The sequence below is a fragment of the Vibrio harveyi genome (genome assembly GCF_030060435.1).
Taxonomy (GTDB): domain Bacteria; phylum Pseudomonadota; class Gammaproteobacteria; order Enterobacterales; family Vibrionaceae; genus Vibrio; species Vibrio harveyi.
Genome location: NZ_CP125875.1, coordinates 533849 through 549482, shown reverse-complemented (window position 1 = coordinate 549482; position 15634 = coordinate 533849). Strand labels below are relative to the sequence as shown.

At 47.1% G+C, this 15634-nt stretch carries 15 protein-coding genes; 1 reads left to right on the top strand and 14 read right to left on the bottom strand.

Translation table 11 applies throughout. From position 1 onward, the window contains the following. The first annotated feature begins 14 nt into the window (after window positions 1–14). Window positions 15–329, top strand: a complete 315-nt coding sequence (locus tag QMY49_RS02560) for an NIPSNAP family protein (RefSeq protein WP_005448370.1) — start codon at window positions 15–17, stop codon at window positions 327–329. A 28-nt stretch (window positions 330–357) separates the two neighbouring features. Here QMY49_RS02560 and fliJ read toward each other — a convergent pair whose 3' ends face one another. The 14 genes from fliJ to QMY49_RS02490 form a co-directional block, all read right to left on the bottom strand. Further along, entirely contained in the window at window positions 358–801 is a 444-nt protein-coding gene (fliJ, locus tag QMY49_RS02555; RefSeq protein WP_005448369.1) for a flagellar export protein FliJ, read from the bottom strand. A 6-nt stretch (window positions 802–807) separates the two neighbouring features. Further along, window positions 808–2127: a flagellar protein export ATPase FliI gene (gene fliI / locus QMY49_RS02550; RefSeq protein WP_005448368.1), complete on the bottom strand. Its 1320-nt coding sequence runs from the start codon at window positions 2125–2127 to the stop codon at window positions 808–810. Between the two features lie 3 nt (window positions 2128–2130). Continuing rightward, window positions 2131–2931, bottom strand: coding sequence for a flagellar assembly protein FliH (gene fliH / locus QMY49_RS02545; protein ID WP_005448367.1), 801 nt, complete (start codon window positions 2929–2931; stop codon window positions 2131–2133). A 104-nt stretch (window positions 2932–3035) separates the two neighbouring features. Further along, complete coding sequence (gene fliG, locus QMY49_RS02540; RefSeq protein WP_005448366.1) at window positions 3036–4091, bottom strand: flagellar motor switch protein FliG; 1056 nt, start codon at window positions 4089–4091, stop codon at window positions 3036–3038. Next, window positions 4084–5826 (bottom strand): flagellar basal-body MS-ring/collar protein FliF, encoded by a 1743-nt coding sequence (gene fliF / locus QMY49_RS02535; protein ID WP_283312682.1) that lies wholly within the window; start codon window positions 5824–5826, stop codon window positions 4084–4086. The genes fliG and fliF overlap by 8 nt, the downstream gene beginning before the upstream one ends. Window positions 5827–5840: 14 nt before the next feature. Continuing rightward, window positions 5841–6152, bottom strand: coding sequence for a flagellar hook-basal body complex protein FliE (gene fliE / locus QMY49_RS02530; RefSeq protein ID WP_005448364.1), 312 nt, complete (start codon window positions 6150–6152; stop codon window positions 5841–5843). 126 nt (window positions 6153–6278) lie between these two features. Further along, a complete protein-coding gene (locus QMY49_RS02525; protein ID WP_005448355.1) occupies window positions 6279–7688 on the bottom strand; it encodes a sigma-54-dependent transcriptional regulator in 1410 nt (469 codons plus the stop codon). Beyond that, entirely contained in the window at window positions 7688–8725 is a 1038-nt protein-coding gene (locus QMY49_RS02520) for a sensor histidine kinase (protein WP_005448353.1), read from the bottom strand. Before QMY49_RS02520 ends, QMY49_RS02525 begins: the two co-directional genes overlap by 1 nt. Window positions 8726–8918: 193 nt before the next feature. Next, a complete protein-coding gene (locus QMY49_RS02515) occupies window positions 8919–10385 on the bottom strand; it encodes a sigma-54 dependent transcriptional regulator (protein ID WP_283312679.1) in 1467 nt (488 codons plus the stop codon). Window positions 10386–10671: 286 nt separating this feature from the next. Continuing rightward, window positions 10672–11082, bottom strand: a complete 411-nt coding sequence (gene fliS / locus QMY49_RS02510; RefSeq protein WP_005438665.1) for a flagellar export chaperone FliS — start codon at window positions 11080–11082, stop codon at window positions 10672–10674. A gap of 12 nt (window positions 11083–11094) precedes the next feature. Beyond that, window positions 11095–11400 carry a flagellar protein FliT gene (fliT, locus tag QMY49_RS02505; RefSeq protein ID WP_005448349.1) on the bottom strand — a complete coding sequence of 102 codons (306 nt, stop codon included), beginning with the start codon at window positions 11398–11400 and terminating at the stop codon, window positions 11095–11097. Then, window positions 11401–13413 carry a flagellar filament capping protein FliD gene (fliD, locus tag QMY49_RS02500; RefSeq protein WP_283312676.1) on the bottom strand — a complete coding sequence of 671 codons (2013 nt, stop codon included), beginning with the start codon at window positions 13411–13413 and terminating at the stop codon, window positions 11401–11403. 20 nt (window positions 13414–13433) lie between these two features. After that, entirely contained in the window at window positions 13434–13862 is a 429-nt protein-coding gene (gene flaG, locus QMY49_RS02495; protein WP_017817799.1) for a flagellar protein FlaG, read from the bottom strand. A 79-nt stretch (window positions 13863–13941) separates the two neighbouring features. Beyond that, window positions 13942–15072, bottom strand: a complete 1131-nt coding sequence (locus QMY49_RS02490; RefSeq protein ID WP_005448343.1) for a flagellin — start codon at window positions 15070–15072, stop codon at window positions 13942–13944. Window positions 15073–15634: the final 562 nt, after the last annotated feature.

The following is a 15634-nucleotide window of genomic DNA, read 5'->3' as shown; positions in this document are numbered from 1 at the left end:
TTTAAGGAATCGCTTTGAAAGTCACAGAATTACGCCAATACAAAATCAAAACTGGTAAAACAGAGCAATGGTTAACGTGGATGAAGGACGAGTTACTTCCCTATCAACGCTCCAAAGGCATGCGCGTATTAAACACGTATGTTCATACAGGCGAAGATGGACATGACTACTTTGTTTGGCTGCGCGAATTTGACAGTGAACAAGCACGCCAATCACTTTACGCCGAAACCTACAACGAGTGGTGGATTCGAGAAATTCGACCAAAAGTGTTTGAGTTAATTGAGCAAGATTCCGTCAAAGTGACCTTGTTGGAATCGGTAGAAATGTAATCTACGCCAACATCGAGAGTAAGAACATTTAGAATCGTTGCGGTTTCCGGCTGTACAGTAAGGTAGAAAACTCATCCATCTGCTTTTGTTCGCGCTTGGCTTCCGCAATTTGCTTTTCCTTCTCGCGCTTTTCGATCATCCACTCATAAGACATACGCTCTTTACGCATGTTTAACCAGTAATCTTGGCAGTTAACCACCTGTTCTTTAAAGTGGCTTTCGGCTTGCTTTTGTTTGGAAAGCGTTTCATCAAGCTGGGTTAAAAAGCGATTCAAGTGACCGTATTGGCTCGCAGTGAGTCCTGCCATACCACGATCTACCAGTTGCTGGCAGTAATCTAAACGGTACTTTTCAATCTGCTCAACTTGGCGGTAATAATCTTCTAGCTCTGTGCGGGCTTTATTGAGCGCTAATACTGCTTGGTCTTCGCGCTCTTTTGCCTGATCAAGTAGGAACTCCATGGCGTTATTCATGCGCTATTACCCACCCAAGATGCTCTTCAACATATTGACACACATGTCATAAGGCACAGACTCTTTCATGCGTTGCTGCAAGTATTCATCCAATTTTGGCTTAAGGGTAAACGCGCCATCGATAGCAGGATCAGTACCCGGTTTGTAAGCGCCAATCGATACCAGATCTTGGTTCTTACGGCAAATCGACAACACCTGACGGACCGCTTTCGACATCAATACATGCTCTTCAGTGGTGATTTGCGGCATAACACGGCTCACCGATTTCTCTACATCAATGGCTGGATAATGACCTGCATCCGCCATTTCACGAGACAACACAATGTGACCATCTAGGATCGCACGTGATGCATCGGCGATCGGATCTTGCAGATCGTCACCTTCGGTCAAAACAGTAAAGAAAGCGGTAATTGATCCTTGATCATCACCACCATTACCAGCGCGTTCCACCAGCGCTGGCAGTTTAGCAAATACCGAAGGCGGATAACCTTTGGTTGCAGGCGGCTCACCCACAGACAATGCAATCTCACGCTGTGCTTGAGCAAAACGCGTCAGAGAGTCCATTAGTAGGAGAACATCTAGTCCTTGGTCACGGAAGTATTCGGCAATCGTCAGTGCCGTTTGACAGCCTTTCAAACGCATCAAAGGAGAAGCATCGGCAGGTGCAGCCACCACCACAGAACGGCGGCGTCCATCTTCACCCAAAATCTCTTCGATGAATTCTTTTACTTCGCGTCCACGTTCACCAATCAGACCAACGACAACGACTTGTGCTGTAGTGCCTCGCGTCATCATACCGAGGGTGACCGATTTACCAACACCCGAACCAGCAAACAGACCGATACGTTGGCCTTTACCTACGGTCAACAAACCGTTAATGGCTTTTAAGCCGACATCAAGCGGCTCAGAAATAGGTTTACGTGCTAGGGGGTTTATTGGTTCGGCATTGAACGAAGCTCGATGCTCCGTGTAAAGAGGACCAAGACCATCAAGTGGGTTGCCCACACCATCAATCACACGCCCAAGCAGTTCCATTCCGACTGGCAAACCGGCTTCACTGGTTAACGGCGTCACTTTCGCGCCCGGTAAAATGCCAGTGATTTGCTCACTCGGCATTAAGAAAAGGTTATCACCAGAAAAGCCCACGACCTCCGCTTCCATATGACCTGACATGGTCTCGACTAGACACAAACTACCAATCGGAGCACGACAGCCTGTCGCCTCTAAGGTCAAGCCTACAACGCGAACGAGCTTACCTGAAGCAACTGGGCGCGTGGTTAGCCCTTCGATTTTGTAGTTTTTTAAACGGTCAGCCAAGGCTTGCATGGATTACTCGCCCCCTTGATGGCGGTTTGCACCACAGAAGCTGTTCAACACACTTTTCACGCGTTCTTCCATACGATAGTTGATGCTCGATTCGCCAGCAGCAATCTGTACGTCGCCACGGTTTAATGACGGCTCAGCCACCAAAGTCCAGTTACGACAATCAAGTTCTTCTTCACCGTATGCAGAGCGAATGATCGCAACATCATCAGGGTTCAGGTGCAAGGTGATTGGATGACCAGAAATTGGAAGTGCTTCAACTGACTGCTTTACAGTATCGAGAATAATTTGAGGGTTGGTTTGCACTTCCACGTGTACCACTTCTTTAACTAGGCATAGCACCATGTCGACCAATTGTTTTTCAACCTGAGCATTCATCAACTCCAAAGGTTGAGCGAACTGGTTTGCCAAGTTCATAAAGGTTTCCACTTGCTGCTGGATATATTCTTGTCCAGCCGTTACGCCTTCGGCTTTGCCCAGTTCCAGACCTTCTGCATGACCAGCTTGAACGCCTTCTTCTTTACCTTTGTCGTAACCTTGCTTGAAACCCGCTTCTTGACCTTGATAGAGACCTTCTTGATAAGCGCCTTGCTTGATCAGTTCAATCTGTTCTTCTGTCAGTTCAAGCGCTTGTTCTTCTTCCGGCTCGTCAAAGTTTGGTACCCAACTCGGATCGTAGTTAAACGCAGTTTGCTTGGCTTGCTTTGCTTTTGGCTCGCCATAATCAGGCAAGCCCCAGCGCTGAGGTTCGATCATCGCATCGTCTTCATCAGGACGGATAAATCCACGTTTTCTATCGCCAGCCATGCTTAACCTACAATCTGTTTATGTTGAAAATAAAGTGCGTTATTTAAGGAAGTGCTTGCTCCTTTTCTCCCCAGCTTGAAGGAAGAAAAGGAACGAAGAAATGATTATAAGAACTCGTCCGCGCCACCAGATAGCATGATCTCGCCAGCATCTGCCATACGACGAGCAATTGCCAGGATCTCTTTTTGCGCCGCTTCTACGTCTGCTACGCGAACTGGCGGCATTGCTTCGATATCGTCGCGCATCATCTCAGCTGCACGTTTAGACATGTTCTTGAAGACTTTCTCACGTAGAGAGTCGTCGGCACCTTTAAGTGCACGCTGTAGGACATCTTGAGGAACGTCACGCAGCAACTTCTGAATGCCTTGGTCGTCCACTTCCACCAAGTTCTCGAATACGAACATAAGGTCTTGGATTTGTGTCGCCATGTCTTCGTCTTGGTCGCGAATTTGCTCCATCAAGATACCTTCGACGTTGTTGTCTAGGTAGTTCATGATTTCTGCTGCTGCCTTCAGACCGCCAATCTTCGCGGCTTGCGCACCCGCTTGACCTGCGAACTGTTTCTCCATGATCTCGTTCAGCTCTGCCAGTGCCGATGGCTGAACTTCTTCTAGGTTGGCAATACGCATCATCAGATCCAGACGCACACGCTCTGGGAACTGAGAAAGAATTTCTGCAGACTGATCCGCTTCCAAGTACGAAAGTACGATGGTTTGGATTTGCGGGTGCTCGTTGACAATGATGCTTGCCACTTGGCGAGGGTCCATCCATTTAAGTGAATCCAGACCTTTCGAGCCTGTACCCAGTAGGATTTGATCAACCAAGTTGTTTGCTTTGTCTTCACCCAGAGCAGCCACCAGCGCATTACGCATAAAGTCTTCGCTGCCCATACCGATGTTGGTGTATTTCTGGATGTCTTCTAAAAACGCGCGGTGCACACCAGACACTTTGTCTTGGCTTAGATCTTTAGCACGTGCCATCGCACTACCAACACGTTGAACTTGTTTTGGTTCTAAGTGACGAATAATGCCAGCGGCATCACCTTCATTCAGGCTGAGCAGCAAGATCGCCGCTTTTTCTTCGCCTGTCATGCTAGAGACATCAAACTCCGCAGGAACGCCTGCGCCGTTTTCATCTTGAGGTACGATATCGTTAGCCATTTTCGTTCATCCAGTTTTTCACAACTTGAGCGGCAAGCTCTGGCTCATTCGCCACCAGAGCGCGCACTGCTTTGAGTACATCTTCATCTTTGTGAAGGTTAGGTAAATCGATGCTTGAGCCAAACTCAAACAGTTCACCGCTTTCGATGTCGCTACCAATCAGGCTGGTTTCGCCATCCGCACCAATTGGCAAGCCATCTGGTCCGTACATTTCGTCTTCGTCGTTGTTGGCTGGGTTGAGCAGTTTCTTCATTGCTGGGCGAACCAGTACCAAGATAACCACGATGATCACTAACGCGCTTGCAAACCAACGAACCCAATCGTTGAAGTTTGGATGCTCCCAAATTGGTGGATCAGCCATTTGCTCAAGCTCTGGTTCAGCAAACTTGACGCTCAAAACGTTGAGTAAGTCACCACGACTTTGATCGAAACCAACCGTGCCGATCAGAACTTGGCGAATTGCATTAATTTCAGATTCAGACAATGGTGTATAAGTCACTTCACCAGTATCAGGATTCACGGTACGGCGGTCTTTGATCGCAACAGAAACCGTTTGACGAGCCAGCGTACCGGTTTGCTTACGTTCATGGCTGATCGTGGTATCAAGCTCAAAGTTACGCGTTGATTCTTTACGTACCGAACCCTGACCAGTCAATGTGCCGTCTTTCATTTGCGCCACATCTTGAGGAATAGACGCATCCGCTGGCGGCTGGTTGCTCAATGCACCAGGAATGCCCGCGACCATGTTGCCATTGTTGTAATCTTCTAGCGCGTATTCGCTACGGGTTGCCGGAGTATTCGGATCGAAATTCTTACGGGTTTGCTCAACAGTACTGAAATCCATTTGGATATCCACCTGAGCGGTGTAGTTACCGAAGCCCAAAATAGGCAGAAGCACAGAATCGATTTTCTCACGCAGGGCTTGCTCTTGGCTTCGCTCTAGCTCTTGCTCTTTACGACGAGCCGCAGACGCAGGGTCTTGAGAACCCGAGCTAAGCAGGCGACCGTGTTGATCAGTTACCGTAATACGAGAGGTCTTCATGCCCGGAACAGCACTCGCGACCATATCGACGATAGAATCCACTTCTTGCTGTTTAAGGTTCGCACCTGTGGAGAGCGTCAAAAATACCGAAGCAGACGCTTCTTGGTTGTGGCGAACAAACACACTGTGTTTTGGCAGGGCAAGCAGCACACGAGCTTTACGTACCTGCTTCATCTCTTCAATCGCTTGAGCCAGTTGGCGTTCACGGCTGAGCTTCAAACGTTCTTGTTCCAAACGCTGTGATACACCAAAGCCCATATCTTGCAACAGAATATCATCGCCCGCCGCCGTCGCTTGGTTTACACCAGCACGCACCATGCCGAGCTTGATCGAGTTATAGTCACTCGCTTCTACCGAAATGGTATTACCATCTAGCTTGTAATTGATTTTTTGCTGGTCGAGATAGTCCAGCACAGGGATCAGTTCTTCCGTTTCGTAAGCACCAAGTGGGCGCATTTCCGGTTCTTTCACCCAGAAGAAAAGCATCACGATTAACGCAACACAGATAGAGATGGACAGCACTAACACGACCTGACGAAGTAAATCGAGGTCGCCTACTGCCATATCGAATTTTGACGCACTGCGCTCTTCAAGATCTGGGTTTTGGCTTTCCACATCCAGATCTGAGCCAGCAATCAGTGCACCATCTGCGCCGCCATCAGTGACGGTTAAATCTGTAGACTTGTCTGCCACACTTATTACCTAAATTACACTGGCATATTCATGAGATCCTTATAGGACTCAACGAGCTTGTTGCGGATTTGAACAGTGGCATCGAAAGCAACACTGGACTTGTTACGAGCAATCATAACGTCAGAAAGGGAAACATCGGCATCACCACGGTCAAAACGCGTTTGCAGGTCACCCGATGCTTTTTGAAGTGAGTTTACGTTATTGATGGCTTTTGTTAGGAGATCACCAAAATCTGCACCAACTTTCGCGCCTGTCGCCGTAGGAGCAGTGTTACTCGCTTCCACCATCATGGCGCGCATTTCTGCCTGAATACCATCAACTTTCATTGTCACCTCTAAGCCAAAAGTTTGACTATTAACTAAAACTGATTATTGACACAGCAATTACTGTGCCATAAGACAATAGTGCCGTAGTTTACCCACACTTTCGTCTTATGGCTATTTATGTGATTACTAAGCCGGAATATCGATACCAGCGTCACGCATTTTAGCAAGTTTGTAGCGCAGAGTTCGTGGGCTAATACCCAGTTTTTCTGCCATTTCTTTACGACGTCCGTTACATTCGATCAATGTTTCCAAAATAATGGCGTATTCTTGGTCACGGAGTTCCCCGCCTAGACCTTCACCACCAGACGCTACTCGGTTGATTGGCTCAGCTTGTGCGACTGGCTTGACATCCGGTACGACCATTTCTGCATTCTGAACAACATGTTGCAGACTGTTTGCATCTTGCCAATCTACACCTTCTAGCAAAATATGTTCAGCATCTATGTCACCGTTTTCACTCAAAATCAACGCACGTTGAACCACATTATCCAGCTCACGAACGTTACCCGGCCATGGGTATTGAAGCAGCTTATCTAATGCAACTTGAGAGAACTTAGGCACAGGCATACCCATCTTGCTGCAATGGCGCTCAGCAAGATGCTGCGCAAGTGGCGAGATGTCACCTTTACGTTCGCAGAGTGCTGGCCATGCGATTGGGAAAACATTCAAACGGTAGTACAAGTCTTCACGGAAGTTTCCTTCTGAAACGTACTGTTTAAGATCGCGGTTGCTGGTTGCAAGTACGCGAACATCAAGCTTGATACTCTTACGACTGCCCAGACGCTCCACTTCACGCTCTTGTAAAACACGTAGTAACTTCGCTTGCAGACTCAAGTCCATCTCGCTGATTTCATCTAGCAAGATGGTACCGCCTTGTGCTTGTTCGAATTTGCCTGGACAAGCTTGAACTGCCCCAGTGAAGGCACCTTTTTCGTAGCCAAACAGCGTCGCTTCAAGCATGTTATCTGGGATCGCAGCGCAGTTAATGGCAACAAATGGACCATCTTTACGGTTTGAAGCGTTGTGAATGTAACGCGACATAACCTCTTTACCAGAACCGCTAGGACCTAAGATCATAACGTTGGCATCAGTGCGCGCTACTTTGTCAGCTAGAGCAAGCAGACGCAGACTTTTCTCATCTGCAACTACCGCGTCACCATTGTCGTCACTTTTAATTGGCGCGTAGCGACTTACCATGTTGAGCAAGACTTCTGGTGCAAATGGCTTCGCCATGTAATCAATCGCACCTTCTTTCATTGCCGACACGGCGTCTTCAATGTTTGCATAAGCCGTCATAAGCAGAACGGGCATATTTGGCCAATTCTGTTTGATATTACGGAGCAGCGCTAAGCCACCCATACCTGCCATTTGTACATCTGAAACTACGATGTCTACCGCGTTCGACTTCAGTTTCACCAAAGCGTCTTCTGCACAATCGGCTTCTAACCACTCATACCCAGCCAGAGCCAGAGTATCCACTAGGGCTTCACGAAGACCTTCATCGTCTTCTACGATCAGCACTTTGCTTTGCGCCATTATGATTCTCCAGTATGTGCTTGCACTCGCTCTAGCGGAATGCACATGGTAAAGCAGGCTCCATCACCCTGCTCTGAAATGAGTTCCAATCGACCGTCATGGGCACGGCAAACCATTTGAACAACAGCAAGTCCCAACCCCGTTCCTTGAGAACGCGTGGTAAAGAAGGGCTCCATAATTTTGGCTTGTAGTTCTTTTGGTATACCCGGTCCGCTGTCTTGCACAGAAATGCGCAGTTCACCGTTTACCGGGCGGAAAAAGACATCAATTTGCGATTCTTTGCCTGACATCTGAATCGCGTTCATCACTAAGTTACTCAATGCTGAAGCAATGGCATTCGCGTTACCTAATAGCTCAGTCTGCTCTTCCTCAACTTCTAGGAAGTAATCGATGCTGTTGTTTTTCAGTGCGGTTTCCACCATGGGCTGATATTCAGCCACCAGCTGAGCAATGTTAAATGGCTTAATGACTTTATTATCACCACCTTTGGCAAAAAGCAGCATATCATTAACCTGCTTCTCCAAATCGTGCAGTCGATCCATTAATTTGCTCTGAAATCGCTCTCTTGTCGCAGGAGGGAGATTCGGCGCACCTAAATTTGATGCATATAACATCGCACTTGATAAAGGCGTTCTAACTTGATGAGCGAGCGACGCCACCATACGACCGAGTGATGACAAACGTTGTAAGTCACTCACGCGAGATTGCAGTAAGCGGGTTTCTGTTAGGTCAGTGATCAGGATAAGCTGACCCGTCGCCGAGGCAGAGATGGCCAAACGCACTTTGCGACCATTGCGCAGTGAAATTTCATGACCATCATCTTCACGCGGATCAAAAACCGCTTGGATGATGTTGAACCATTTCTCGTTGACTAATGGAATCTCAAGAATTCGATGCGCTTCCGGGTTGGCTTCACGGACCACTCCGTGCGTGTCTAACAAGATCACGCCAGCCGGCATTACGTCCAGAACCTGTTTATAACGCTCTACCTGATTCTCTACTGAGTCTAAATGGGATTGGTTAGTGTTGTTGTCCATTCACTGCCTGTCGAATTGTCGCCACTTACAAACTAAAATAGCTTGGTAAGCAATTAGCGTACCAAGCTATTTTCTATATTTATCATAGCGTTATGCGAACGACAAGAAGTTGACACTAGGAAAATGGTGCTTTCGTTATCAGAAAAGATAACCAATCACCGTTGAAAGTGTGAACTTTGGCTATCAGATAAACCTAGCGCTGTAGGTTGTATTTACGCATTTTCTCAACCAATGTCGTACGACGCATACCGAGCATATCTGCCGCTCGTGCCACTACACCGCCTTGCGCTTCTAACGCTTGGCTGATCATGTTGACCTCCATATCGGCTAGCAACTCTTTCAAGTTGACTCCTTCCGGTGGCAGTGCTTGAGGTGCATTCATGTTGTGGTCAAGATCGCTCTGCTCTTCAAAGCTGAAGTTTTCAGAGAAGATATCTTGGAATACATCACGCTCTTGCTCTTCCACTGTTGTGAATGGGTTCCCTTCAGGTTGGAACTCAGGAATATCACTGTAGCGGTATTTAGTCGGAAGATGATTCACGTCGACCAAGCTATTCGGGTATAGGATCACCATACGCTCAACAAGGTTAGCAAGTTCACGTACGTTACCTGGCCAGTTGTGTTCCATCAGCGAGTTGATAGCACGAGGAGTGAAGCAAATTGGTTGTCCGCCTTCAGCTTCAAGACGCGTCATTAGCTCTTGCAGCAGCAAAGGAATGTCTTGCTTACGCGCTTTTAGCGCAGGCATTTCAATTGGGAATACATTCAAACGGTAAAAGAGGTCTTCACGGAACGTGCCATCGTCGATCATGGTTTCTAGATCACGGTGAGTTGCAGCTACAACACGAACGTTTACTTTGATCGTCGTATTGCCACCAACACGCTCAAAGCAGCGCTCTTGCAATACGCGCAACAGCTTCACTTGCATAGACATTGGCATATCACCAATCTCATCAAGGAAGATCGTGCCACCTTCTGCTAATTCAAAACGACCTTTACGTGCCGTTAAAGCTCCGGTAAATGCACCTTTTTCATGACCAAATAGCTCACTTTCTAAAAGCTCTGGTGGGATCGCACCACAGTTAATTGGCACAAACGGACCGTTGCGGTAAGCAGAATGATAATGGATATTGCGCGCCACCACTTCTTTGCCTGTCCCTGATTCACCCAAGATCAAGACGTTTGCCTCTGTACCTGATACTTGTTCAATCAAATGACGAACTTCTTGGATACCACGGCTTTGACCAACGAGACTGCGGAAAAGAGTGTTTTTGCGAGCACTTGCAACAACGTTCACACCTTTGCGACCAAGAAAGTCTTTGCAGTGACGTAACGCTTCGCTAAGTTGCGGGTAGTTTAGAGGTTGCTCTAATTCACCGACAAAATTTGGCAAGTCATCAACAGGCAATGGGAAAGAGCCCATAACGAGAAGAGGGATATGGTACGCTTCGTTGAGTTGTGTCATTACTGCTGTCGCAGCCTGACCGGCAGAGATGTTAGCCACAATACAACCTGACCAAACACTAGACCAGTCTACATCGCCTAGCTGCTCAGAACTGACAGCTTCGCAACTTTCTCCAACAAATTCCAATATATTGCTTATATTTAAACGACTTGGTGCGTCGTCATCGATTACAAGCAGCTTTGCCAAACCTTGCATAAGTAAGAATGATTGCCTTTATTATGGGGTTGTTGCGGCCAGACCTTGATTTGCGCAATTGAGTGTCAGAAAAGGTGGGACCACTCTCAATTAACGATAGACAAAATAGGAAAATCAGCAACAAAAAAAAGCCATTAGGGCCACTAATGACTTCTATTTTATTTGAATAAAAAAATAAGGCAACCAAGCAATAAAGAGGTGTGAGCTTGATTGTAACTTTGCTGAACGACTTGATGTGCAATCAGACACAATACCCTACCAAATCAGTAAGGTATTGTTTTCTTTATTAAATGCCTACTTCTGCAGCAGTTAGGTTGTGGAACTCAGTTGGGATCTGGTCCCACGCTGATTTGATCTCACGGATGATGTCGATAACGTCGTCGATCGGTTGAGGATCGTTTTGGTGGTTCGCGGCAGAAATCTGAGTGATCATAAACTCGTAAAGTGAATCTAAGTTTGAAGCAATGTCACCACCATCGTCCATTGAAAGGCAGCTGCGTAGCGCAATGATGATGTCTAACGCTTTACCTAGACGCTCGCCTTTTGCTGGAATGTTGCCTGCTTGCATTGCTGCTTTACCTTGGATCAGACGCTCAATCGCACCTGCCATTAGCATTTGAATGACTTTGTGCGGAGACGCCGCACTCAGCTGGCTGTCGACTGATACCTTTTTGTATGCTTGCAAAGAACCGCGCATAGTATTCCTCTTTTATATAAATTTTTTGTACTGCTGAAGCGAACGCTTACCATAACGGAACTTATGTAGCTCTTTACCAACGTTCGTGGTTTCGTTTTGCATCAGCTCAACAATTCTTTTGGTACGAGTGAGCAAGTCTTGCCACTCTGCTTCCTGCTTCACCAGCGGATTGCTCTCGACAATGGGTAGCAGGTTTTGCAATAACCGTTCCCTGATATCGACCAAGCGAAGAATTTCTTCAGCATTAAAGTCGACTTTTTCTAGTTCTTGCGCAATTAGTTGATCAATATCACTAATTTCAATGAGTTCACTTCGCATCTATTGACCCAACGCGTTCATCAATGCGCCCAACTGCCCTTGCATCTTACCCGTGGCATCTTGCATAGCGGCAAACTTAGCGTGGGTGCGTTTTTCAAGGCTATCCATACGGCGATCTAATGCCGCTTGGTCATCACCTAAACGATAGTTCTGCTCAGTTAAGCTTTTTTCACGAGTACGAATACTGCCAGTAAACCCTGTAATGCCCTGAATCGCGTCTTCCACGCGTTTGGCAAAACCGGTATTACCACCAAAGAACTTTTCCAACTCGTTAAAGTTGCTGTTCAACTGGCGATCCAGCATGTCGTAGTTAATCTCTAATGTGCCCTGGCGTGTGGTCGTGATACCGAACTCAGTCAGGGATTTTAAATCTTCTGGTGCTTTGTCAATCGCCGTTGAGAATACCGCTTTCAGCCTCGCATCAGCATTACGCACTGTACTGTCGCCCGCAAGCGGTCCTTTCTGACCAGTGGTAGGGTCAACACTCGATAGTGCTTTCGATGTTTGGTAGAACGAGTTGTAAGCAGAGACAAAGCTTTCAATGTCATTACGCACGCTGCCGCGGTCGTATTCTACGCCAATTTCAGCAGGAGGTTTACCTACTTCGGACTTGCCTTTAAGGGTCAAGTTGACACCTTCAATAGCATCTTCAATCACGTTGTTGTGACTAGATAGCTGTGCAACGCCATCAAGCATCACTTGCGAGTCTTGCCCAGCTTGTACTTCCATCATGCCCGAGTACGCTTCAAAAGACTTCTCTGCTTCTGCGATTTTGGCTTCTGCTACGTCTATTTTTTCAAGACGTTCGCGCTCCTCTGGCTCAAGCTTGGCTCGATGAATTTGTTTTGCTTGCGCTTCAGTTAGCTCACCTCGTTCAACTTTTTGGTCAAGCTCTTGTTTTTCATCCGCAATCTTTTGCTCGATTTCCGCTTTTTCTTGTTCGAGCTGTTGTTTCGCTTCTTTCGTTGTTACGTATGAATCGGTGAGTGTGCCTGAGGCGGTGTTATCCCACCCAGGGACATCTGGCGCTTTCTCAATCGCTTTCTCATCCAGTTCGAGTTCCGGTGGACGGTAAGAATCGAGAAGTGTTCCTGAAGCTGTTTCAGTCCAACCGGGAATGCTGTCTTGTGGGCGCATACTTGCACGCTTGTTAGCGGCATCAATCGCTTCTTGTCCAGCTTTCGCCGCAGCAGCGCCGGATGCAGAGATCGGTTCATCGGATGCGCCATCTTGCGCACTTTCTGCCGCTTTTTGTTCTTCAGGAGGTATAGGATTGCCGTCTGCATCCACCTGTTCTGGTAGGTCTGCATCGGGTGTTGATTCTGGTTCTTTTAGAGGTCCAAGTACGGCTTCAGCCGCTTCACGAGCTTCTTCAAGCGCGTTCACTCGGTCTTCTAGAGTTTTGTATTCGAAATGTTTCAGCGGGTTACCTGCATCGGCATCCACACTGACTTTAATTTGATGGTCCTTGCCCGATAGATTCGAAGCAAGGATCAAACGCGGCCCTTCTACGTCGTTAATAACGGAAGCACGTACGCCAGGGTTATCCTTAGCGCCGTTAATTCCACGAACGACATCAACTAGCTTAGAACTAGAACGGACATTAACGTCGAAGGTGTCATCACCAAGAGAAATCTGCAGCTTACCAGGTCCAAACTTAGCATCTTCTGGCAAAACGTCAGAAGCCACTTTATGACTCTGTGCAAGCTGCAACACATCGATAGCATACTTACCGGCTATAGCGTCTGTTGTTGCGGTCGCAGATACCACTGCATCGTCGGTAGTATCTACCGTACGAACAGCAAAAGCCTTCTCCTGACGAAAGTTCGTCATGAGATTCTTCATCGTATCCAACGATTCTCTGAGTCGCCCGTAGGCACTGATGCTGGCGTCAATTGTCGCACGCTCGTTGTCGATGCGTTGCTGCTTTGGCACACGCTCGGCATCCACAATTTTGCTGACCATGGAATTGATATCCATGCCGCCAGACATCCCCAAAGGGCCTAAACTCATCAAATCACCTCAAAAACGACTTACACCTTTTCAACTAACAAACCGCTGTTAGCTGTGTGTTCAGCTAGGCGACGCAAAACCACTAGCATTTCTTCATCAGGAATTTGACGAATAACATCACCGGTTGTGGCTTCGTATATCGTCACGACGTCTCGACCCGATTCTTCATCAACACGAAACGCCACTCCCTTATTCATGGCGTCGACAAATTCATTCATTTGCTTAACCATTTTTTCGCGTTCTTCTCTGTTCAGCTCTTGGCGGGTATCCGCCATTTCAAGTGCAGCTTGAACAGAGAGATCGCGTTCGGCATCGCTCGCTTTTACAGGCGAAGCGGTACCGTTTGAACTTGCTGTGCTAGGCGCGCCTACGCCATTTTCTTTAGCAACTTTTGTGCCACTCGGTGTGCCGTAAGGCTGGATGTTCGATGTGTAGGAGGATATTTCCATTACAATCTCCCTTCCACCTTATGGGCTAACGATAGGTCTATCGCTTTGGTGACGTAATCACTAGGCTGAGTCGACCCGATTAGCCCAACAAGCTTAGCGCTGCAGATGGTGACTGCTTCGCTTGAGCCAAGATTGAAGTACTTGCTTGTTGAAGGATTTGCGACTTAGTCATTGCCGTTGTTTCCTTCGCGTAGTCAGTATCTTTAATACGGCTGTTAGACGCATTAACGTTCTCGTTAATGTTGTCTAGGTTGCTGATAGCGTGGTTGAAACGGTTTTGGAATGCACCAAGAGACGCACGTTGGCTGTCTACTGATTTTAGTGCGCCATCAATGATAGCTACCGCTTCTTGAGAGCCTGCAACGCTTGTTACGTCGATGTCTTTAACCGTTACGTCTTTTGCGTCACCGAAGCCGATCTCACCCGCTAGGTTACCAGAGAACTCAACGTCACCCGTTACTTTTTGAGAAGAAGCAAATACTTGTAGTTTGCCATCTTCACCAACAGACGCTTTTACATCTTCGCTTTGACCGTTGATGTAAGTCGCTAGCTGCTCAATATCGTCGCCTTGTTTTGCTTGGACAGTAAGCTCTTGCTCTTCGCCTTGCTTGTTGGTGTACGTCATTTTCAGTTCAGTTTTATCGCTCACTGTCCATGACGCATCTTTACCGTCTTCTGCTGCGTAGCTCTTACCACCCATTGCAGAAGTATCAGAACGTAGGTTACCCATAGAAAGCATTACTGCTTCACCAGAGTCCGCACCGATTTGGAAAGATTGAGTACCGTAAGTACCGTTTAGAAGCTTGTTACCACCGAAAGAGGTTGTTTCAGCGATACGGTTTAGCTCGTCGTTAAGCGCTGTTACTTCTTCTTGGATCGCTACACGTTCTGATTTTGAGTTCGAACCGTTCGCAGATTGAAGCGATAGGTCACGCATACGTTGTAGGATGTTGGTAGATTCATTCATTGCACCTTCAGCAACCTGTGCAATAGAAATACCGTCGTTCGCGTTTTTCACAGCCATGTCTAGACCACGGCTCTGTGCGTTCAAACGGTTAGAAATCTGTAGACCTGCAGCATCATCTTTCGCGCTATTGATTTTATAACCCGAAGACAAACGCTCCATTGATTTTTGTTGACCTTCAGCCGCTTGGTTTAGGTAACGCTGTGCGGTCATCGCAGAAACGTTAGTATTAACGTTAATCGCCATAATTGATCTCCTTAAGGCTTTAGTTGATGCACCGTCGTGTCTCTCACCTCACTTAGGTACATCTCATTTCTCTCAGTCCCTTTAACGGCGACCTATAAATATCCTTTAGGAGAAATTTTCAATTTTTTGCGATTATTTTCTTTAGCTTACTGAAGTGTGATGAATCTCTAATATTCAATGGGTTGGCTAGCTGCTGGGTTATTAGGGTCTGTTTATCTTTCGTGGTTAAATTTTGTTCGAGATAAAAGCGTTTTAATCGCGGCGAGTCGATTTAAACCTAGTGGTTCTAAGTAAAATTGACTCAACAAAGAGTAAAACGCTTTTAGCCGGGGGCGCCCAGCCGAACCCTTTGGGCAGCGTTTGTAGGTGCTTTCTACTGCGTTATCGGCTTATCAGGTAGAATAGCTACATATCAAAGCCTCTGCCTTGTATAAAACACCTACAAATTGCTGCAAAAATCATCACAAAAGGTCAACAGACCCTAATCCAAAACAGGCAGAAAAAAACCCAGCCGAAGCTGGGTTTACTCGCTCATCTCTCACCACGAGCCAATGAGGTTCTT